This is a genomic window from Flagellimonas profundi (genome assembly GCF_017313275.1).
GTDB classification, from domain to species: Bacteria; Bacteroidota; Bacteroidia; order Flavobacteriales; family Flavobacteriaceae; genus Flagellimonas; species Flagellimonas profundi.
The window spans coordinates 274,171-293,634 of record NZ_JAFLNM010000003.1 but is presented as its reverse complement, the minus strand read 5'-3'; the positions used below and the strand labels follow the sequence as shown (position 1 = coordinate 293,634).

At 41.7% G+C, this 19,464-nt stretch carries 19 protein-coding genes; 10 read left to right on the top strand and 9 right to left on the bottom strand.

Annotated elements, in window-relative coordinates; genetic code table 11:
• Window positions 1-9: 9 nt before the first annotated feature.
• Window positions 10-717: a hypothetical protein gene (locus tag J0654_RS14780; RefSeq protein ID WP_207029884.1), complete on the bottom strand. Its 708-nt coding sequence runs from the start codon at window positions 715-717 to the stop codon at window positions 10-12.
• A 3-nt stretch (window positions 718-720) separates the two neighbouring features.
• The gene (locus J0654_RS14775) at window positions 721-2,550 is read right to left on the bottom strand and encodes a Xaa-Pro dipeptidyl-peptidase (protein WP_207029883.1); all 1,830 of its coding nucleotides are present in this window, start codon (window positions 2,548-2,550) and stop codon (window positions 721-723) included.
• A gap of 132 nt (window positions 2,551-2,682) precedes the next feature.
• Between J0654_RS14775 and dnaG the strand changes: the two genes are divergently transcribed.
• The gene (dnaG, locus tag J0654_RS14770) at window positions 2,683-4,656 is read left to right on the top strand and encodes a DNA primase (RefSeq protein WP_207029882.1); all 1,974 of its coding nucleotides are present in this window, start codon (window positions 2,683-2,685) and stop codon (window positions 4,654-4,656) included.
• A 65-nt stretch (window positions 4,657-4,721) separates the two neighbouring features.
• On the opposite strand, the gene J0654_RS14765 is transcribed toward dnaG, so the two are convergent.
• Complete coding sequence (locus J0654_RS14765) at window positions 4,722-5,351, bottom strand: response regulator (RefSeq protein WP_207029881.1); 630 nt, start codon at window positions 5,349-5,351, stop codon at window positions 4,722-4,724.
• 157 nt (window positions 5,352-5,508) lie between these two features.
• On the bottom strand, window positions 5,509-6,297 hold the full coding sequence (gene nadE, locus J0654_RS14760; RefSeq protein ID WP_207029880.1) for an NAD(+) synthase: 789 nt from the start codon (window positions 6,295-6,297) through the stop codon (window positions 5,509-5,511).
• Window positions 6,298-6,363: 66 nt separating this feature from the next.
• Here nadE and gldB point away from each other — a divergent pair, with 66 nt between their 5' ends.
• Together gldB and gldC are read left to right on the top strand one after the other, a co-directional pair.
• Complete coding sequence (gene gldB / locus J0654_RS14755; RefSeq protein WP_237686013.1) at window positions 6,364-7,353, top strand: gliding motility lipoprotein GldB; 990 nt, start codon at window positions 6,364-6,366, stop codon at window positions 7,351-7,353.
• Window positions 7,354-7,689 carry a gliding motility protein GldC gene (gldC, locus tag J0654_RS14750; RefSeq protein WP_207029878.1) on the top strand — a complete coding sequence of 112 codons (336 nt, stop codon included), beginning with the start codon at window positions 7,354-7,356 and terminating at the stop codon, window positions 7,687-7,689.
• Between the two features lie 29 nt (window positions 7,690-7,718).
• On the opposite strand, the gene J0654_RS14745 is transcribed toward gldC, so the two are convergent.
• From J0654_RS14745 to J0654_RS14725, 5 genes are all read right to left on the bottom strand, one after another.
• A complete protein-coding gene (locus J0654_RS14745) occupies window positions 7,719-8,198 on the bottom strand; it encodes a hypothetical protein (protein WP_207029877.1) in 480 nt (159 codons plus the stop codon).
• 99 nt (window positions 8,199-8,297) lie between these two features.
• Window positions 8,298-8,963, bottom strand: coding sequence for an SH3 domain-containing protein (locus J0654_RS14740; RefSeq protein WP_207029876.1), 666 nt, complete (start codon window positions 8,961-8,963; stop codon window positions 8,298-8,300).
• 132 nt (window positions 8,964-9,095) lie between these two features.
• Entirely contained in the window at window positions 9,096-9,824 is a 729-nt protein-coding gene (locus tag J0654_RS14735; protein WP_207029875.1) for a pirin family protein, read from the bottom strand.
• Between the two features lie 87 nt (window positions 9,825-9,911).
• Entirely contained in the window at window positions 9,912-10,529 is a 618-nt protein-coding gene (gene yihA, locus J0654_RS14730; protein ID WP_207029874.1) for a ribosome biogenesis GTP-binding protein YihA/YsxC, read from the bottom strand.
• A gap of 108 nt (window positions 10,530-10,637) precedes the next feature.
• Complete coding sequence (locus J0654_RS14725) at window positions 10,638-11,402, bottom strand: alpha/beta fold hydrolase (RefSeq protein ID WP_207029873.1); 765 nt, start codon at window positions 11,400-11,402, stop codon at window positions 10,638-10,640.
• A 265-nt stretch (window positions 11,403-11,667) separates the two neighbouring features.
• On the opposite strand from J0654_RS14725, the gene J0654_RS14720 reads away from it, so the two are divergent.
• The 7 genes from J0654_RS14720 (at window position 11,668) to murD (ending at window position 19,461) form a co-directional block, all read left to right on the top strand.
• On the top strand, window positions 11,668-12,123 hold the full coding sequence (locus tag J0654_RS14720; protein WP_207029872.1) for a division/cell wall cluster transcriptional repressor MraZ: 456 nt from the start codon (window positions 11,668-11,670) through the stop codon (window positions 12,121-12,123).
• Window positions 12,116-13,018, top strand: coding sequence for a 16S rRNA (cytosine(1402)-N(4))-methyltransferase RsmH (rsmH, locus tag J0654_RS14715; protein ID WP_207029871.1), 903 nt, complete (start codon window positions 12,116-12,118; stop codon window positions 13,016-13,018). Before J0654_RS14720 ends, rsmH begins: the two co-directional genes overlap by 8 nt.
• Window positions 13,019-13,108: 90 nt before the next feature.
• Entirely contained in the window at window positions 13,109-13,426 is a 318-nt protein-coding gene (locus tag J0654_RS14710) for an FtsL-like putative cell division protein (protein ID WP_207029870.1), read from the top strand.
• Window positions 13,426-15,435: a penicillin-binding protein gene (locus tag J0654_RS14705; RefSeq protein ID WP_207029869.1), complete on the top strand. Its 2,010-nt coding sequence runs from the start codon at window positions 13,426-13,428 to the stop codon at window positions 15,433-15,435. The genes J0654_RS14710 and J0654_RS14705 overlap by 1 nt, the downstream gene beginning before the upstream one ends.
• Window positions 15,432-16,895 carry a UDP-N-acetylmuramoyl-L-alanyl-D-glutamate--2,6-diaminopimelate ligase gene (locus J0654_RS14700; protein WP_207029868.1) on the top strand — a complete coding sequence of 488 codons (1,464 nt, stop codon included), beginning with the start codon at window positions 15,432-15,434 and terminating at the stop codon, window positions 16,893-16,895. Before J0654_RS14705 ends, J0654_RS14700 begins: the two co-directional genes overlap by 4 nt.
• An 8-nt stretch (window positions 16,896-16,903) precedes the next feature.
• Window positions 16,904-18,124 (top strand): phospho-N-acetylmuramoyl-pentapeptide-transferase, encoded by a 1,221-nt coding sequence (mraY, locus tag J0654_RS14695; protein ID WP_207029867.1) that lies wholly within the window; start codon window positions 16,904-16,906, stop codon window positions 18,122-18,124.
• Window positions 18,125-18,126: 2 nt separating this feature from the next.
• Window positions 18,127-19,461, top strand: coding sequence for a UDP-N-acetylmuramoyl-L-alanine--D-glutamate ligase (gene murD / locus J0654_RS14690; protein ID WP_207029866.1), 1,335 nt, complete (start codon window positions 18,127-18,129; stop codon window positions 19,459-19,461).
• Window positions 19,462-19,464 lie beyond the last annotated feature (3 nt).

Genomic DNA, 19,464 nt, shown 5'->3' with positions numbered 1-19,464 from the left:
CCTCGACTTTTATTCTACTTCCTTAAAAGAATTCCCGGTCCAAACTTCATGGGTGACTTCGCAGTAGGAACATACGTCTATGAGGTTGGTCTCCGTATCAAGTGCTCCAATATTTTTGATGAGGAGTTCACTGTCTTTTTTAAACTCCGAACCTAAAGAAGTTACAGGGCCATCATATATTTTACCTGTAATTCGGTCAACAATAACCCCACTTTGACAGGGCGATCCACATCCCCAGGAGACCAAAGTGTAATGTCCGGCAAAATTGATGCCTTTGGCACAGCCTTCTTTTATTCGGGTAACAAAGTTTTCGGCATCTGGGTTTGTAGAAAAATCCGGCTCAGCCAATTCATCTTCGTAAATATCTACGGCAAAATCTTCAAAAGAAGATTTTGGTGTGTACTTTCTATAGATTTTAACGTCTTCGTAAGCCACATCCTTGCCCATGATAATGTCATCTCCATAACTGGCCAATTGATTGTAAATGGGAAAGCTATCAGAGGCCTTACTTCTTCCAATTATCATAATATCTGCTGGTTTTTTACCCAAAATCAGATAATCGAACGATTCAAAAATAGGCTTGAGAATATGTTCTTCTTGCGTTATTGTTTTTAGAATGGTGTCCTGCTGGCTTTTGGTTTGTTCTTTGTTGTCTTTCTTTTTGGGCTGGCAAGAAAAAAAGACCGCGCAGCACAGTAATAAGATACCTCGAGTCATTTTTTAGAATTTGATTTCTCCACCCACCACAGGTAATGTTAGTTCAGTGCCATCCAAATCCACTGTCAATTCGGTTCCTGGTTCTGGCCAAAGCGTGAATTCTTTATCACTCGAAAAAATCATTAATCCGATTTGTTGTCCTTTTGGAATAATTTGATCATCTGGCATCAGCTCAAATTCCATTTCGTAAAATTTGTTGGGAACCAAAGGTTTGCTCTCTGTTAGCGAGCTATGATTTTGGGGATCTGCCCATCCACGGGTGATAATGTTGTCGGTAATTTTAGTGTTCAGGGCATCTGTCCATGGAAGGGATACCAACCAAACCGATAAATTGGCAGCAGGCTTGCTACTGGCCAGTTTAATCTTGATTTTTGGTACTCCTGAAATATGAACATCTTCGGTTAAAGGAGCGGTAACATAAAGCAATCGGTGTTCTGTGGCTTCAGCTTTTGCCAAACTGGCCCCGGAAAAGGAGTAATTGTCCACCAAGGTCTCGGTTCCTTGTTTTTTTGGCTTGCTCGTCGTCAATTGGCCTTTGGCGGGAGCTCCTGTACTAAGATAAAGTTGAATGTCCTTTGCATCAGGATTGGGATAATCTTCGTAAGGTGTGGGATTGTTTTTTTTGTCGTTTTCACGAACAATCCACGCTTTTGGTTCGTTTTCCACACCATTTTCCACGCCATACAGATAGCGGGTAAACCATCGGTTCATCATGGAAATAGGAGGTGGGCCACCATGTCCGTTTTGATGGTAGTAAATACGTACGGGCAGTCCCATTTCTTTGGCTTTTTTGTAAATGCGATAACTGTGTTCGGACATCACGTTCCAATCATTAAAACCGTGGGACATTAAAAGGGCGGCTTTCATAGGCTTCATATCGTTCAGATAATCCCTTCCGGCCCAAAAATCGTTATAATCTCCCGTTATACGATCCTGTCCATTCTTCATTTCCGTATCACGAACAACCTCATTGTTCCTTGCTCTTTTGGATTCATCACCACTGTGGATAAAATCGTAGAGCACATCAATATCCTCGCCCAAGTATCCACCTGGAGAACGTACGAGACCATTGGAACGATAGTAATGATAATAAGAGGTGTTCGGTGCAATGGGTATTATGGCTTCAAGGCCATCCACGCCCGTGGTAGCTGCTGCCAGGGGGATAGTTCCATTATAGGAAGTACCCGTCATACCCACTTTTCCTGTAGACCAATAAGCTTTGACCTCTGTGTCACCGTTTCGTTCGGTATACCCTTTTGCTCTTCCATTGAGCCAATCTATTACGGCTTTTGGTGCGAGGGACTCGTTGTCGCCTCCGACCGTTGGGGCACCATCGGAAAGTCCAGTACCGGGAGAAGAAGAGTGTACTACAATATAACCTCGTGGAACCCATGTCATAATTTGTGAATTGGATATGATGGGGCGTTCACCTACGCGGGTAACTTCGGGGTGTTTTCTGGGTTTAGCTGGCTTACCGAGCTCATGTTGTACATCCCAAAAAATACCTTTGTCCAATCCAGCGGTACCTGCATAATACGGGCTGGATTCGTAGATCACCGGAAGTTTTAGATTTTCCGTGTCCGTTTGCTCTGGGCGGGTAACATCTACATGCATACGGTCCGGTTTACCGTCACCATCGGAATCAAAAGTGGTTTCCACCCATAGATCATGGCGTATCCATTTGCTGGGGTCGGAAAATGCCTCGACCACTTGTGCTTCGCCATTTTCTATGACCGGTCCAGCTTTTTTGGCCATTTGGCCCTGGCCGATAAACACAAAAGCTATTAAAAACGTAGCAAGCGTCCAATAATGTCTAAATTTTCGCTGTATCATGAAATCTTTTTTTATTCTTCTAAATGCAGTAAAGAAGTTCCCAAGATACTAAATCTTAAATAGGGATTTGGTTTTTGAATTCACCAAAACTTTGTTTTTATTTACCTTTAACAGCTATTTTAACAGAACGCCTTGATTTCAAAAACCACCATAGACCAAGTATATGAAACCGCCCGTTTGGAGGAGGTGATCGGTGATTTTGTTCAGTTGAAGAAATCAGGTTCCAACTTTAAGGGTCTAAGTCCATTTACGGATGAACGTACCCCTAGTTTTATGGTATCTCCGGTAAAACAGATTTGGAAGGATTTTAGTAGTGGTAAAGGGGGGAATGTGGTTGCTTTTTTGATGGAGCACGAACATTTCACCTATCCCGAAGCCATAAAATACTTGGCTAAAAAGTACAATATAGAGGTAGAGGAAACCGAGCAAACAGATGAGCAAAAGGAACAGGCCAATGAGCGTGAGAGCATGTATCTGGTCTCTGAGTATGCCCAAAAGTATTTTACCGAAACGCTTTGGGAATCTGAACCCGGAAAAGCCATTGGACTGACATACTTTAAGGAGCGGGGATTTACTGATGAGACCATCAAGAAATTTGGGCTTGGTTATAGTTTGGACGAGTGGGAAGCTTTTACCAAAACCGCTTTGGATCAAGGGTATAAGCTCGAGTTTCTAGAGAAAACCGGTCTCACCATTGTTAAAGAGCAGGCTGGTGGCGAAAATCGAAGATTTGATAGGTTCAAGGGGCGTGTCATGTTCCCTATCCATTCCATGAGCGGTCGGGTGCTCGGGTTTGGAGGCAGAATATTGACCAACGATAAAAAAGCAGCAAAATATCTAAATTCACCGGAAAGCGAAATCTATCATAAAAGCAAGGTGCTGTATGGGATTTACTATGCCAAACAGGCCATTGCCAAGGAAGATAACTGTTATTTGGTAGAAGGTTATACGGATGTCATCCAAATGTACCAGCGAGGGGTAGAGAATGTAGTGTCCTCGAGTGGAACGGCTTTGACGCCTGAGCAGATTCGACTCATTAATCGGCTTACAAAAAATATTACGGTTCTGTTTGATGGCGATGCCGCAGGTCTTCGTGCGTCCTTACGCGGTATCGACCTTATTTTGGAACAGGGCATGAACGTTAAGGTATGTACCTTTCCAGAAGGCGAAGACCCCGATAGTTTTGCCAAAAACAATACCTACGAAGACCTGTTGCTGTACTTGGGGGAAAATGCCAAGGATTTTATTCAGTTCAAGACTTCCCTATTGGCCCAAGAAGCTGCCAACGACCCCATAAAACGAGCGGATACGGTACGTGATATAGTAAACAGCATCAGTAAAATACCAGATCGTATTCGACAGGAAATCTATGTTCAGGAGTGTGCAAAAATCATGCAGATCTCCGAGGATGTACTGTACAATACCTTGGCCCAGATCGATAAAAAACATCAAACCGATATCTCTAAAAAGGCAAAGAAAGAACATAAGGCCTTTGAGGTGGTAAAGAATGACGCCGTAGTTGAAAAAGTTGATGTGCAGTATGAATTGGAACGAAAGATCATTGAGGTGCTCTTGCTGTACGGGAACCAAAAGCAGGAGTTTGAGGATCTGGTGCTCAAAGAAAATGATGAGGGAGAACTGGTGCTAGAGCCCGAGGTCGTGGAGGCGAAGGTCTACGAAAAAGTGTATTTAGACCTTCAGGATGATGAAATCGAACTGACCAATGAGCGGTTCAAAACCATTTATTATAAATTGATCGAGAGGTTGAACGAGGATTCGGAGTTTTCGATCAACACTTTTTTATCGGATTTGGATCAAGAAACAGTATCGCAGGTATCTTCAATTTTGATGGAAGAAGAGCAATATGTGTTGCACGATTGGGAGCGAAGGGACATTTACCCAAAAGAAAAACAGATAGGTGTTGCACAGCTGGTGGGAGAAACCATTTTAACCTTGCGATGTAACTTGATCAAAAACCGTATAGAAAAACTACAAGAAAGAACTCAGGATAACCAGGGGGACAATACAGAGGTTTTAGAGGAAATAGTGAATTACCTTCAACTTAATAAATTACTGAACGCTAAATTGAACCGTGTACTTTCTTAACATATAAAACCCCTTCCAATTGAAGTTGAAAGGGGTTTCCACAATAGTTGGTTTGGTTGGGTATTCTAATATAGTTCCAAGGCTTTGGCCTGTTGTAGCAAGTCCACCAAATTATCCACATTTAATTTCTTCATCAAACGGGCTTTGTAGGTACTTACTGTTTTTTCGTTTAGATTCAATCCTTCAGCTACCTCTTTGTTTCTTTTTCCACTGGCCAAAAGTTTCAGTACTTCAACCTCTCTTGAAGAAAGTTTTCTAAAGAACCTGCGTGGTTTTTGTGTTCCTTCGTCAAAAGCAAGGCGTTGGGCCAGTTCGTTTGTGATGAACATGTTGCCTTCGCTTACTTTTTTGACCGCAGAAACGATATAGTCCAAGTCAGCAGTTTTGGACAAGTATCCAAATGCTCCGGCACGGATGGTACTTAAGGCATAAACGTCTTCGGATTGACCGCTGTACATTAAGGTCTTAATGTCTGGAAATTCCAATTTCATTTTTCTAAGGGTGGCAATACCGTTTATTTCTGGAATGTCCATCTCTAAAATCACTACATCGGGAGTAACGGTTTTCAATGTATTAAAAAGCTCTTCAGTAGTTGAAACATCTGCAATAACTTCAATTTCGGAGCTAGATTCAAGTACCTGTCTAATACCAAGCCTAACAATAGGATGGTTGTCAGCAATCAATACTTTTATCATTTGATTAGTTTTATTTTAATTAATGGTTAGCTGCTAAATACTAAAAGTATAGCGAGCAAGATAATGATTTAATAATGTAAAACTCTAACTTTTTTCTTAAAACCATAGTTTTTCTGGGGTATTTTTCGTCTTCAACTAGGGTTTTTCGGATAAACCGCTACTTTAACCCATCTGGAATCTCACAAATAGGTATGGGAACCATCTTATGTTTGTTTGCAGAATTATATCTTTTATATATGGAGAATATTTCTTTTTCCCTGCCAGAAAAATCATCGGCTTTTTTTCCTTGATCATCCATTTCCATGGCCCATTCCAATTCTGGATAAGAGGCGCCTATTTGATCTTCATCGGTTCGGCTATCTCCCCATAGCCCATCGGTAGGTGCCGCATCCATAATGTCCTGGTTCACCCCAAGGACCCTGCCCAATTCATAAACCTCGGTCTTGACCAAATCGGCAATCGGGCTGAGGTCAACACCACCATCCCCATATTTAGTATAGAATCCAATCCCGAAATCCTCCACTTTGTTTCCTGTTCCGGCCACCAAATACCCTTTAAGGGCCGCAAAATAGTATAGGGTGGTCATTCGTAGTCTGGCCCTTGTATTGGCGAGGGACATAAAACGATCTTCTTCATTTTCCACTTTTGGGAAAGCGTCCACCAAGCTATCAAAAACAGGTGTTAGATTTACCGGTTGCCTTGAAACATTTGTGAAGTTTTCAATCAACCAATCGATATGCCTGTCTGCTCGGGTCACTTGATTTTTGCCCTGATGTATCGGCATTTCCAAACATAAAAGGTCCAATCCGGTTTTTGCACAGAGCGTTGAGGTCACTGCGGAATCGATTCCGCCAGAAACACCAATTACAAAACCTTTGCATTTTGCATTTTTGGCATACTCTTTTAACCACTTAACAATATGGTCGATTACCTTTTCTGTTTGCATATCTTACTATTTAGATTCTATAAATTACCTTTGTGGCCTGTAAATTTAAACCCTGTGCCCTTAAAAATGAAGTGGTTGTTCAAATACTTTACTATTCCCATGTTCAGAAGTTTTGTTTTAGTGATGATTTTGTTGCTTTCATCCTGTGGGGAAAAGGATAGGACGGAAGAAGAAATTGATAAGGTTGCCGTTGATTTACAGATTTCAAGGTTTGATAGGGAATTTGCCAATGCAACGCCAAATGACATTCCCGCTTTGAAGGAGAAATACCCGTACTTGTTCCCGGAGCAATTTCCAGATAGTGTTTGGATCGCCAAGCTTACGGACACCATTCAAGTTGAACTATCGGAAGAGGTAGCCAAAGCTTTTGGAGATTTTGAGGAAGAATCTAAGGATTTGGAGTCCCTCTTCAAACATATGAAATATTATTTTCCAGAAACAAAAACACCCCATGTGGTAACACTTACTTCGGATGTTAGGTACGATAATCGAATTATACTGACGGACTCGTTGTTGCTCATTGGCTTGGACAATTACCTGGGTGAAGACCATCATTTTTATGAAGGACTGCAAAGGTACATTGCATCAAATTTGGACAAAAAGTTTTTGACTTCCGATGTTACAAGTGCCTTTGCCAAAAAAGTACTCAACTATCCGCGCAACCGAACCCTCCTTTCCCGTATGGTATACTTTGGAAAAGAACTTTACCTAAAAGACAAACTGATTCCTTCCGCTACGGATGCACAGAAAATCGGATACTCAGAAGAAGAAATAGAGTGGGCAAGGGCCAACGAAGAGCAAATGTGGAAATATTTTGTAGAGCGAGAACTACTCTACAGTACAGACACAGGCTTAGATAGAAAATTCTTGGATCCAGCGCCTTTTTCCAAGTTTGGATTGGAACTGGACAACGAATCACCTCCAAGATTGGGACGATACATGGGTTGGCGAATTGTGAGGGCCTTTATGGAAAAAACGGATACAGGCCTGAAACAGATGTTAGGGATGCCCGCAGATGAAATTTTAAAACAATCAAATTACAAACCAAAAAGATAGATGGCAGTAGAACACACTTCGGAGATAACCTTAAAGGTTGGATTGGATGAGAACCGAGTGCCCGAAGAATTAAAATGGTCGGCACAGGACGGTGGTATTAATGAAGAAGAGGCCAAAGCCATGATGCTGTCCGTTTGGGATAGCAAAAACCAAGAATCCTTAAAAATCGATCTTTGGACCAAGGATATGCCCGTAGACGAAATGAAGGTGTTTTTTCATCAGACATTGGTTACCATGGCGGATACTTTTTTCAAGGCCACCCAGGATGAAAAAATGACCGCTACCATGAAGGACTTTTGCGACTACTTTGCAGAGAAGTTGGAATTGAAGAAATAGAGGTTTTAAACTTCTTTGGATTGGGGCCATTAATGGGCTTGATTCATTTTATCTTTTTCCGCTCCCCGTAAATCCAAGGCATGAATTATACGTTCTTTTTTTGGTGCTTTCACGTTCATATAAAGTACCATTCCAATGGTAATGATAAGGTATAGTAGGTTTTGGGTCAAATAAAAAACTGCTGTACTAAAGATTGCAGGTATCTCCAGAAATACCATCTTCAATAACAAAGCAGTTTGAAATCTCTCAAGTTTTTTAGATAGCGATAATTCTGCTGCAATACCTGAAAGTTTTTTTTTAAAGAGCAGGTCACTTAAAAATATACCAAGAACAATAGCGGAAATTACAATTACCAATAACGTATCCCAGGCATTCAGAATAAACAGGTATGGATTGTCTGCCATAAAGTAAAACACTATACCAAGAGCAATTGGACTTACCAGTATGGCTTTATGTATCAAGTTGATTCTTTTTAAAAACCCAGAAATTTCACTTTTGCTATCATTCATTTTGTGGTGTTTTATTCAAAATAATGAAAGGCCAAGCACTATAACGATCAGTAATTGACGAATGTGGAGTTTCAATTGATGTATTGGTGCATGTTCAGATCAATCCCCGGCCACCAACATATTAATTTTCCAGCCATTTTCGGTTTTGATCAATCCCAACCGATAGCCAATGGGGGATATCAAGAATTTCCCATAAACAAATCCCGAAAGCCCATTGTCCACCGTAGTTATGTTGAGCCAGTGGTTATTTTCTGAAAGTATTTCGCCCTCGGGATCGGATATTTTTACAATTTGATAGCTGAGTTGCCCAAGAACCTCAGAGTTTTCGGTGGTCGGTTTGCTCCTTACATTTACATTATTGCCCAAAACCAAGTAGTGTTCAAAAGCATCGTACTGTTCTGGCCAATCCGTAAAGGTAAAGGGTAAATAGTAGCTGTTGTTATCTTTTGAAACATCAAAACTGGGGCCGCCGATCAAAAGGATATTTTCCATGACCTCCCAGAATTTAGTGGAGTCCGATTTAAAGTCCCAATACATCGTGAATTCTTCGATACCTCCATCGCCTCCAAAACTATTGAGGATGTTCGGGTCCAAATGTTCGAGGATAAAATCCTGGTCCTTTTTGCCAACGGCCAAGGTGAGTTCGGTCAAAAACCTGGATAGGGTATAATCGGATATTTCAACTTTTGGCGGGTAAAATTCTCCTTGTGCCGATAGTTGTACGGAAATAAAACAAAGGATTCCCAAACAGATATTTTTAATCATGTGTCGATGGTGTTTAGTGGTTTTAAAAATACCTAAAATCATAACATGATGCGATACGTTTGATTTTACAGACCTTTAAGCAATAAAAAAGCCCCGATTCGGGGCTTTTTTAACGAAAATAAGTTGAATGGATTATCTTCCAATAGTGTCCAGACTCATGGGGACTTCCATGAGCAAGACCCTGCTGGCTGTTGTTGCTTTACAGTTGAACGAATCGGTATCCCATATACCAAAACCATCTCTTTTTTCCAGTTTTTGGCCATCAATCTCAACTTCTCCATCCAAAATAAAGGCGTAAACGCCATTGCCTTCTTTTTTTATTTGATAGGAATCTGAAGCGCCTGCATCAAATTTCCCCAAATGGAACCAAGCATCTTGATGTACCCAAACTCCTTCGTCCTCGGGATTCGGGGAAAGCACTTGATAGAAAGCATTTTTCTTTTCAATATCCCGAATGGATATTTGATCATATCTAGGTTCCACGTTTCTTTGATTCGGGAAGATCCAAATTTGAAGAAACTTCACTTCTTGGTCGTTGTTTTTGTTGTATTCACTATGCTGAATACCGGTGCCGGCACTCATCACCTGTACATCTCCTTCTTTAATGGTTGTGGTATTGCCCATACTGTCTTTATGCTCCAAATCACCTTCTAAAGGAATGGAGATAATTTCCATATTGTCGTGCGGGTGTGTTCCAAAACCTCTACCGGGAGCCACTTGGTCATCGTTAAGAACCCGCAATACTCCAAAATGCATACGTTCAGGATCGTGATATCCAGCAAAACTAAAGGTGTGGTGCGAATTCAACCAGCCATGGTCAGCGTGTCCTCGAGTTGCGGCTTTGTGCAATACAGATTTCATTTTATAGGTTTTTGTTTTTAGGTTTGCTTTAGTCGTAAAAATCAATATAACCTTACCTTTTTAGTCGATCAAGAAAGCAGGACTTAATTATTGGGAATTGCTCTGGAAAAACTCTTGGTTTATACCATCTATAAATTCTAAAAGTTCCTCTCTCCCCATACGGTTGGTCGATGAAGTGGTGAAATGTGGAGGAGCTTCCTCCCAGGCACCTTCCAATAATTTTTGGAGATAGGCGTTCGTCTGCCTTTCTATGGCGTTGGGCTTGAGTTTGTCCGCTTTGGTGAAAATTATAGCGAATGGAATCTGGTTTGTGCCCAGCCATTCCATAAACTCCAAGTCCACAGGTTGTGGATCATGACGGATATCCACCAATACAAAACCACATACCAGTTGCTTTCTTTTTTGGAAATAATCCGTAATATATTTCTGAAAGGTTTTTTTGTCTTTTTTGGAAACCCGTGCATAACCGTAACCGGGCAAATCCACCAAAAACCAATTGTTGTTGATCTTAAAATGGTTAATGAGTTGCGTCTTTCCAGGTCTGCCCGAGGTTTTGGCCAACGCTTTTCGTTCTACCAGCATATTGATCAACGATGATTTCCCTACGTTGGACCTGCCAATAAATGCATATTCAGGTAAGGGCTCGTTGGGGCATTTGGCAACATTCGAGTTGCTCATCACAAATTCTGCTGAGGTAATTTTCATTTTAAATAGATGTTAGCTGCTAGATTATAGAAGTCCTATCTAAATCCTTATATGGAAATATGGATGCACTAATTTCCGGTCCACTATCCCAATACGGGACTCTAGAATCTAAAATCCCCTTTTTTCCAACCAAGCTTCCAGAATACGGTTAAAGTCGTTAGGGTGTTCCATCATAGGGGCATGGCCACATTTCTCTATCCAATATAAATCGGAGTCGGGCAACAATTCGTGGAATTCCTTGGCCACATTCGGCGGGGTTACCGTATCGTTTTCTCCCCAAATAATACATGTTGGCGTATTCATGTGGGGCAGGTCTTTGGACATATTGTGGCGAATTGCACTCTTGGCAATGGCCAGGGTCTTTACCAACTTCATTCTATCGTTGACCGTTGCAAAAACCTCGTCCACAATTTCTTTGGTCGCCACTTTTGGGTCATAAAATACGTCTTCGGCCTTCTTTTTAATGAATTCGTAATCACCGCGCTTCGGATACCCATCACCCATAGCGCTCTCATAAAGTCCTGAACTTCCTGTGATTACCAAAGCCTTGACCATTTCAGGGAACATTTTGGTATGCAAAAGTCCAATGTGTCCGCCCAGGGAATTCCCAAGCAAGATAACATCCTTCAAACCCTTGTGTTCAATAAACCCTTCCAAGAACGTGGCAAAGTTTTTTACCGTGGTCTTTAATAATGGCATATCGTAAATAGGCAATTCGGGAATCAATACTTGATATCCTTTAGGTGGAAAATATTCGGATACCCCTTGGAAGTTGCTCAAGCCTCCCATCAAACCGTGCAATATGATCATAGGAGTGCCATCTCCCTTTTCTATATATCGGTATTTGCCATCCTCAATTAAATGCTCTTCCATCTATAGTCAGTTGGTAGTAAGAGGCGCAAATATAGGAATTTCATATCACAAAGATTTCAGGTTTTGATATAACTGGTACAAGTTTTTTCATTCGAGTCAAATCATGTCTCAACTCGGTACATCGATCTCAAGTTCCATTTTGAGGTCCAAACCACGGGATTTTGTCCAAAAGTGGATAATTTATTAACAAAAGTGGTATTAAGTGGAGAAATGTGGAAATAAAATCTATATATTTGAGTTGTATTAACTAACCAATTGATTTCTAGTGACCCATATCATAGGACAACATGATTGTAAAGCGGACTCCAAAGGAAGGGTGTTATTGCCCATTTCTTTGAAGAACCAGCTTTTGCCTGTTTTAAAGGATGGGTTTGTGATCAAGCGGTCTGTTTTTCAGCAATGTTTGGAATTGTACCCCAAAGCTGAGTTTGATGTTCTTATGCAAAAAGTGATGAAGAAAAGCAAAATCAATCGAAAGTACGATGCTTTTGTGAGGAATTTTGTTGCGGGAATGAAGGAAGTCAGCATTGACGGGGATTCCGGAAGATTGCAGATTCCAAAAAACTTAGTGGAGTTTGCTGGGATCGAGAAAGAGGTGGTTCTGAATGCGGTTTTTGACAAAATCGAGATTTGGAACAAGGATATGTACGAGAAAGTCTTGGCAGAGGGCGAGAAGGATTATGCTGACCTGGCCGAGGAGATTTTTGATGACGATGAGTAGTGCGTATCACAACCCAGTGTTGCTGAAAGAGTCGGTGGATGGGTTGAATATAAAAGAAGATGGAGTGTATGTGGATGTCACCTTTGGTGGCGGTGGGCACTCCAAAGAAATTTTGAAAAGATTGGGTGATGGCGGAAAATTGTTCGCATTTGATCAAGATGAGGATGCCCTTCAAAATACATTGGATGATGAAAGGTTTCAGTTGATCAATCAGAATTTTCGCTACCTCAAACAGTTTTTAAAGTTCTATGGCATTCGGAAAGTTGATGGAATCTTGGCGGATTTTGGGGTTTCCTCCCATCAGTTCGATGAAGCCGAGCGCGGTTTCTCCATTCGTTTCAATGCGGATTTGGATATGCGGATGGACAAAAAAAACGAATTATCGGCCTATAAGGTGGTGAACACCTATTCCCAAGAAGATTTGGCGTCGGTTCTTTTTCAGTATGGTGAATTGCGAAATGCAAAAGCCATGGCCAGGGCAATAGTTGCGGCTAGATCGGAAGAGCCCATCAAAACAACAGACGACCTAAAAAAGGTGCTGAGCAAGTTTTTGCCAAAAATGAAGGAGAACAAAATTTTGGCGCAAATCTATCAAGCTATCAGGATAGAGGTGAACCAAGAAATTGAGGTGCTCAAGGAATTTTTGGAACAGGTACCCGAAGTGTTGAAAGAAGGAGGTCGTTTGAGTTTGATCAGTTATCATTCCTTGGAGGACAGATTGGCTAAACGCTTTATCCGTGCCGGTAAGTTTGACGGCGAGCCAGAAAAGGATTTTTATGGGAATATCAATGTCCCTTTAAAAAAGGTAGGAGGATTGATTGTTCCATCAGCAGAAGAAATAGCCAATAACAATAGGGCAAGAAGTGCAAAGCTTCGCATTGCGGAAAAAATATAAAGGTGTAGTTGAAATGTCATCTTGAGTGCTGTCGAAAGATGATTGAAGGATAGATTACCGAATGCACGGGAATGACAAAAGGAACGCAAAATGAGAAAAGGATTACTGGACATACTAAAAGGAAAGTTTTTGGTGAGCGGCGATGCTCCCAAGAACTGGATGTTTTTGTTGTTCGCCTCTTTCTTGGCTGCCCTGATGATTTCCAGCAGCCATAATGCCGATAAAAAAGTTTTGGAGATTGCCGAGTTGAACGAAGAAGTGCGAAAACTTAAAAGTGAATTTTTTGAGGCTCGTTCCAATGTACAGCAACTGAAACTCGAATCTACCCTGCGCGAGGTGGTCGCCGAAAAAGGATTGACGCCATCGCAAAACCCACCAAAAAAAATAAAAGTAAAATCAGCGGAATAGTGGCCATTACCGAAAAAAATATCATGAACAGACTTTACCTCGTAGCGGGAGGCCTTCTTATGTTGGCCATTGCCGTTGTGGTCAAGTTGGTGGATATTCAAATGGTGCAGGGCGAAAAATATAAGGAGCTTGCGCTGAGCAAGACCGAAAAGATGTTTACCATTGAGCCCAATCGTGGAAACCTATATTCCGAAGATGGTAGTTTGTTGGCGGCATCCGTTCCTAAATATGAAATCAGGTTTGACGCTAAGACCGTTTCTCAGGAAAACTTTGAGAACCATGTGGCCGCACTATCCGATTCCTTGGGCAAATTGTTCGATAGGCCATCGTCCTATTACAGACAATTGTTCCGTAAAGCGAGAGCCAATGGTAATCGATACAAGTTGGTAGCCCGTAATGTGGGGTATTTGGATTATGTACGGATCAAACAATTTCCATTGTTCAACCTGGGACCTTATAAAGGAGGCTTTATTGAAACACATCGTGTGGTTCGTGAATATCCTTTGGGTAAAATGGCCGCCAGAAGCATTGGTTACGAGCGTGTGGACGAAAACGGATACTACACCCGCGTAGGATTGGACGGTGCCTTTGGAGAATCTTATTTGCGCGGCAAGGAAGGTAAACGATTAAAGCAGAAAATAGCCAAGGGGCAGTGGAAGCCTGTAGGTCTGGACAATATAGTGGAGCCGCAAGATGGATTGGATGTGGTTTCGACCATCGATGTCAATATTCAGGATATCGCCCATCACGAATTGTTAAAGCAATTGGAACGATATAAGGCCGACCACGGTTGTGTGGTAGTGATGGAAACCGAAACCGGTGAAATTAAGGCGATTTCCAATTTGGGCAGGACTTCCGAAGGAAAATATTATGAAAAACTGAACTATGCGGTAGGTGAATCCCATGAGCCTGGTTCTACTTTTAAATTGATGTCCATGGTGGCCGCTTTGGAAGATAAGGTTGTGGACACCAGTACGGTCATCGATACCGAAAACGGAAGATACCGTATTTATGATGGTGTTGTAAAGGATTCCAAATGGGGCGGTTATGGTGAAATTACGGTAGCCAAAGCTTTTGCGGTTTCATCCAACACGGCTTTTGCAAAAATCATCAATGAAAACTATAAGGAACAACCTGAAAAATTTGTGAACCGCCTTATGAATATGGGACTTCATAAAAAATTAGGTCTACCTATTATTGGTGAAGGTGACCCTGTAATTCGTTACCCTGGGGATAAAGGTTGGTCAGGAATTTCTCTGGGTTGGATGTCGCACGGTTACGAAGTGTCGCTGACACCGATTCAAACCTTGGCCTTTTACAATGCCATAGCCAATGATGGGGAATATGTAAAACCTCGATTGATTCAAGAAGTACGAGAGGGCAACAAGGTATTGAAGCGATTTGGCAAAGAAGTTTTGAATCCCTCCATTTGTTCCGATGAGACCGTTAAAAAGGCTCAGCAATTGTTGAAAGACGTAGTGGAGAGGGATTATGGTACGGGGCATAGGATGTATTCCAAAAATTTTTCCATGGCAGGTAAAACGGGAACTACACAAAAAAACTACGTGGAGAAAAACCCGGATAAATTGGCTTATATCTCCTCGTTCGCAGGGTACTTTCCTGCGGATAACCCCAAATATTCCTGCATAGTGGTCATTCATGAACCAGACAAGGATGAAGGGTATTACGGGGCTGACGTGTCCGGTCCTGTTTTTAAGTCCATGGCACAAAAAATACACGCCATTTCACCAATGGTGGATGAGGTAGATGGCAGAATTATGGAAGACAAGGATTTGGATAAAGACTACCAGCAGTATTATGCCAAAGTCCAGAAAAAATATAATACCGTGCCCAATGTAAAGGGCATGAGTGGAATGGATGCCGTTTCCCTTTTGGAAAATTTGGGAATCGAAGTGGAGGTGCACGGCAATGGAAAGGTTAAAAATCAATCGGTAAACCAAGGGACCAATATCAAACAGGTCAAAAAAATAGTGTTGGAGCTTTCATGAAGTTACTGAAGGACATATTGTATGGAGTAAGTCTCTCAGCGGTGAGCGGAGATACCAACGTAATGGTGAACAATGTTCATTTCGATTCCAGGAAGGTCGAAATGGATGATGTGTTCGTTGCTATTCGTGGTACCGTTACCGATGGACATAAATTCATCCAAAAAGCAGTGGATTCCGGAGCAAGGGCCATTGTGTGCGAGGAGCTTCCAAAAATTATGGTCAATGGGGTCACCTACTTGCAGGTTGATAATTGCAATAGTGCCTTGGCTGTGATCGCTTCCAACTTTTACGATAACCCTTCCAAAAATCTAAAATTGGTTGGTGTTACCGGTACCAATGGCAAGACCACGGTAACCACGCTCTTGTATAATCTCTTTAAAAAGGCCGGGTTTAAAGTGGGGTTGATCTCTACAATTAAAGTATTGGTAGATGATAAAGAATATAAAGCTACCCACACCACTCCGGATGTGCTTACCATCAATAAATACTTGTCCATCATGAACGATGTTGGGGTGGAGTTCTGTTTTATGGAAGTGAGTTCGCATGGGATCCATCAAAAAAGAGCAAAAGGACTATTTTTTGAAGGGGCCATCTTCACCAATTTATCCCATGATCATTTGGATTACCATAAAACCTTTGCCGAATATCGGGATACCAAGAAAAAATTGTTCGATGGATTGCCCAAGACTGCTTTTGCCTTGGTCAACATAGACGATAAAAATGGTTTGGTGATGTTACAGAACACTAAGGCCAAAAAATATACCTACGCTTTAAAATCCTTTGCTGATTACAGGGCACAGATCTTGGAAAAGCAATTCAACGGTCAATTGTTAAAGGTTGACGACAATGAGTTGTGGACCAAACTTATTGGGGATTTTAATGCTTATAATTTACTAGCCATTTACGCCACTGCCGATATTCTGGGTCTCGAAAAAATGGAAATCCTCAGACTGATGAGCGAGTTGGAGAACGTGGATGGCAGGTTTCAATATTACATATCAAAAGATAAAATAACGGCTATTGTTGATTATGCCCATACGCCGGACGCACTTAAAAATGTATTGGTTACAATCAATGCATTGAGGACTGGAAATGAAAACGTCATCACCGTAGTGGGGTGTGGTGGTGACCGTGACAAGTCTAAGCGTCCGGTTATGGGTCATATCGCTTCAGAAATGAGCGACCAGGCCATTTTTACATCCGACAACCCGAGAACAGAATCGCCTACTACCATTATTGAAGAGATGGAAGCAGGAGTGGAGGCTCAAAATGTTCGAAAGGTATTGTCCATCGAAAATAGAAAACAGGCCATAAAAACAGCATGTAAACTTGCTGTGGCCAACGATATAATTCTCGTGGCGGGAAAAGGCCATGAGACCTATCAGGAGACCAATGGTGTCAGGGTGGATTTTGATGATTTTAAAGAAGTAAAAGAAGCTCTGGAGAGCCTAAAAAAATAGTGTAGTCCATGTTATACTACTTATTCGAATATTTAGAGAAGCAATACCAACTGCCAGGTGCCGGACTTTTTCAGTTCCTCACCTTCAGAGCGGCAATGTCCGTATTGTTGTCCCTATTGATCGCCATGGTCTACGGAAAGCGAATTATTCTGTTTCTACAGAAAAAACAGATTGGTGAAAGTATCCGCGACCTTGGTCTGGAAGGGCAAAAGCAAAAAGCTGGGACACCCACTATGGGAGGTTTGATCATCATAATGTCCACCTTGTTGCCCGTCATTCTTTTCGCAGACATCAAAAATATTTATGTAATTCTTTTGATCGTTACCACTGTTTGGATGGGAATTATCGGCTTTATCGACGATTACATCAAAATCTTCAAGAAGGATAAAGAGGGTCTCAAAGGTAGATTTAAGGTAATGGGGCAGGTAGGACTTGGATTGATTGTTGGCATTACCCTATACTTTCATCCAGCGGTGACCATCAAGGAGAAGGATACATCAACGATTACCGAAAATTTTAAAGTAGAAAGAGTGTTTGGTGAGGAGACCAAAGCTGTCCGAACCAATGTGCCCTTTTTTAAGAACAACGAACTCGATTATGCAGATTTTATCTCGTGGATCGGTGAAGGTGCGGAAGACTATGCATGGCTCATTTTTATACCCGTTGTAATCCTTATCGTCACCGCCGTATCGAACGGCGCCAATTTAACCGACGGGATAGACGGTCTCGCGGCTGGTTCGTCGGCCATAATTGTCCTGACCTTGGGAATTTTTGCTTGGGTGTCGGGCAATATTGAATTCTCGGACTACCTGGATATTTTCTACTTGCCCAGGGTTGGTGAATTGGTGGTTTTCATTGCCGCTTTTGTAGGGGCACTGGTCGGATTTTTATGGTACAACACCTACCCTGCCCAGGTATTTATGGGAGATACAGGTAGTTTGACCATTGGTGGCGTTATCGCGGTAATTGCCATTATCGTAAGAAAAGAATTGTTGATCCCGATTTTATGCGGAATCTTCTTTGCAGAGTCACTGTCGGTGATGTTGCAAGTGGGTTATTTTAAGCACACCAAGAAAAAATATGGCGAAGGGAAGCGTATATTTTTGATGGCTCCATTACACCATCATTATCAGAAAAAATCATATCACGAGAGTAAAATAGTAACCCGTTTTTGGATTATAGGAATCATGCTGGCCATTATCAGCATTGTTACACTTAAAATTCGATAAAAATGGGCCGCTTGGTGATACTTGGAGGAGGGGAAAGTGGCGTTGGAACCGCCATTTTAGGTCAGCAAAAAGGATTTGAGGTCTTTGTTTCGGATAAGGGCGAAATAAAGGAGAAATATAAAAAAGTTCTTGAACATTTTGAGATTGAATGGGAGTCTGGTGAACATACCGAAGCCAAGATTTTGAATGCCGATGTGGTGATGAAGAGTCCGGGTATTCCAGATAACGTGCCTTTAGTCAAAACACTGGTCCAAAAAGGTGTTCCAGTGATTTCGGAGATAGAGTTCGCGTCAAAATATACAGATGCAACCCTTATTGGAATCACGGGCAGTAATGGAAAAACAACGACAACCATGTTGACCTACCATATTTTAAAAGATGGTGGGCTGAACGTAGGTATGGCTGGAAACATTGGTGATAGCTATGCTAAAATGGTGGCCGAACAAGACTTTGAGCACTATGTCCTGGAGATCAGCAGCTTTCAGTTAGATGGTATTGTGGATTTTAAACCACACATCGCGATGATCACCAACATAACGCCCGATCATTTGGATAGGTATGAGTACAAATTTGAAAACTATATCGCATCCAAATTCAGAATCGCTATGAATCAGGATGAAGATGATTATCTGATTTATGATGCCGATGATGAAGTGATTCAGGATTGGTTGAAAAAACACCCAGTTCAATCCAAATTATTGCCCTTTTCGCTAAAGCGGGAATTGAAAGAGGGAGCTTGGTTGAAAGATAAAACGATAACAATAAAATTAGAAAATAAAACCTTGGAAATGAGTGAAGATATTTTGGCCTTGGAAGGTCAGCACAACGTAAAAAACACAATGGCGGCAAGCATGGCAGCCATGCTGGTTAAGGTCAGAAAAGAGACAATTCGCCAGAGTATTCAGTCTTTTCAGGGCGTGCCCCACAGACTGGAGAATGTGTTGAAAATAAACCATGTGGAGTACATCAACGACTCCAAGGCAACCAATGTTAATGCGACTTTTTATGCCCTTGACGGTATCAAAAAGCCGATAATTTGGATTGCCGGTGGAGTGGATAAGGGAAACGATTATTCCGAGTTGATGCCACTGGTGCGGGAAAAGGTGAAGGCTATCATTTGCCTGGGAGTGGACAACTCCAAGTTGATAGATGCTTTTGGGAACGTAATCGACCTTATGGTGGAGACCTATTCCATGGAAGAGGCCGTAAAGGTGGCCTACAAAGTTGCAGAGCGAGGAGATGCTGTTTTGCTGTCCCCGGCCTGTGCAAGTTTCGACCTTTTCAAAAATTATGAAGATAGAGGAGATCAATTTAAAAACGCGATAAAAAACCTGTAAAAC

Coding starts and splice junctions, on each gene's coding strand:
- rsmH (WP_207029871.1), top strand. CDS start 12,116: ATGAGTAGTGCGTATCACAACCCAGTGTTGCTGAAAGAGTCGGTGGAT.
- gldC (WP_207029878.1), top strand. CDS start 7,354: ATGGCAGTAGAACACACTTCGGAGATAACCTTAAAGGTTGGATTGGAT.
- J0654_RS14780 (WP_207029884.1), bottom strand. CDS start 717: ATGACTCGAGGTATCTTATTACTGTGCTGCGCGGTCTTTTTTTCTTGC.
- yihA (WP_207029874.1), bottom strand. CDS start 10,529: ATGAAAATTACCTCAGCAGAATTTGTGATGAGCAACTCGAATGTTGCC.
- nadE (WP_207029880.1), bottom strand. CDS start 6,297: ATGCAAACAGAAAAGGTAATCGACCATATTGTTAAGTGGTTAAAAGAG.
- J0654_RS14775 (WP_207029883.1), bottom strand. CDS start 2,550: ATGATACAGCGAAAATTTAGACATTATTGGACGCTTGCTACGTTTTTA.
- gldB (WP_237686013.1), top strand. CDS start 6,364: ATGAAGTGGTTGTTCAAATACTTTACTATTCCCATGTTCAGAAGTTTT.
- J0654_RS14740 (WP_207029876.1), bottom strand. CDS start 8,963: ATGATTAAAAATATCTGTTTGGGAATCCTTTGTTTTATTTCCGTACAA.
- murD (WP_207029866.1), top strand. CDS start 18,127: ATGGGCCGCTTGGTGATACTTGGAGGAGGGGAAAGTGGCGTTGGAACC.
- mraY (WP_207029867.1), top strand. CDS start 16,904: ATGTTATACTACTTATTCGAATATTTAGAGAAGCAATACCAACTGCCA.
- J0654_RS14700 (WP_207029868.1), top strand. CDS start 15,432: ATGAAGTTACTGAAGGACATATTGTATGGAGTAAGTCTCTCAGCGGTG.
- J0654_RS14710 (WP_207029870.1), top strand. CDS start 13,109: ATGAGAAAAGGATTACTGGACATACTAAAAGGAAAGTTTTTGGTGAGC.
- J0654_RS14725 (WP_207029873.1), bottom strand. CDS start 11,402: ATGGAAGAGCATTTAATTGAGGATGGCAAATACCGATATATAGAAAAG.
- J0654_RS14765 (WP_207029881.1), bottom strand. CDS start 5,351: ATGATAAAAGTATTGATTGCTGACAACCATCCTATTGTTAGGCTTGGT.
- J0654_RS14745 (WP_207029877.1), bottom strand. CDS start 8,198: ATGAATGATAGCAAAAGTGAAATTTCTGGGTTTTTAAAAAGAATCAAC.
- J0654_RS14735 (WP_207029875.1), bottom strand. CDS start 9,824: ATGAAATCTGTATTGCACAAAGCCGCAACTCGAGGACACGCTGACCAT.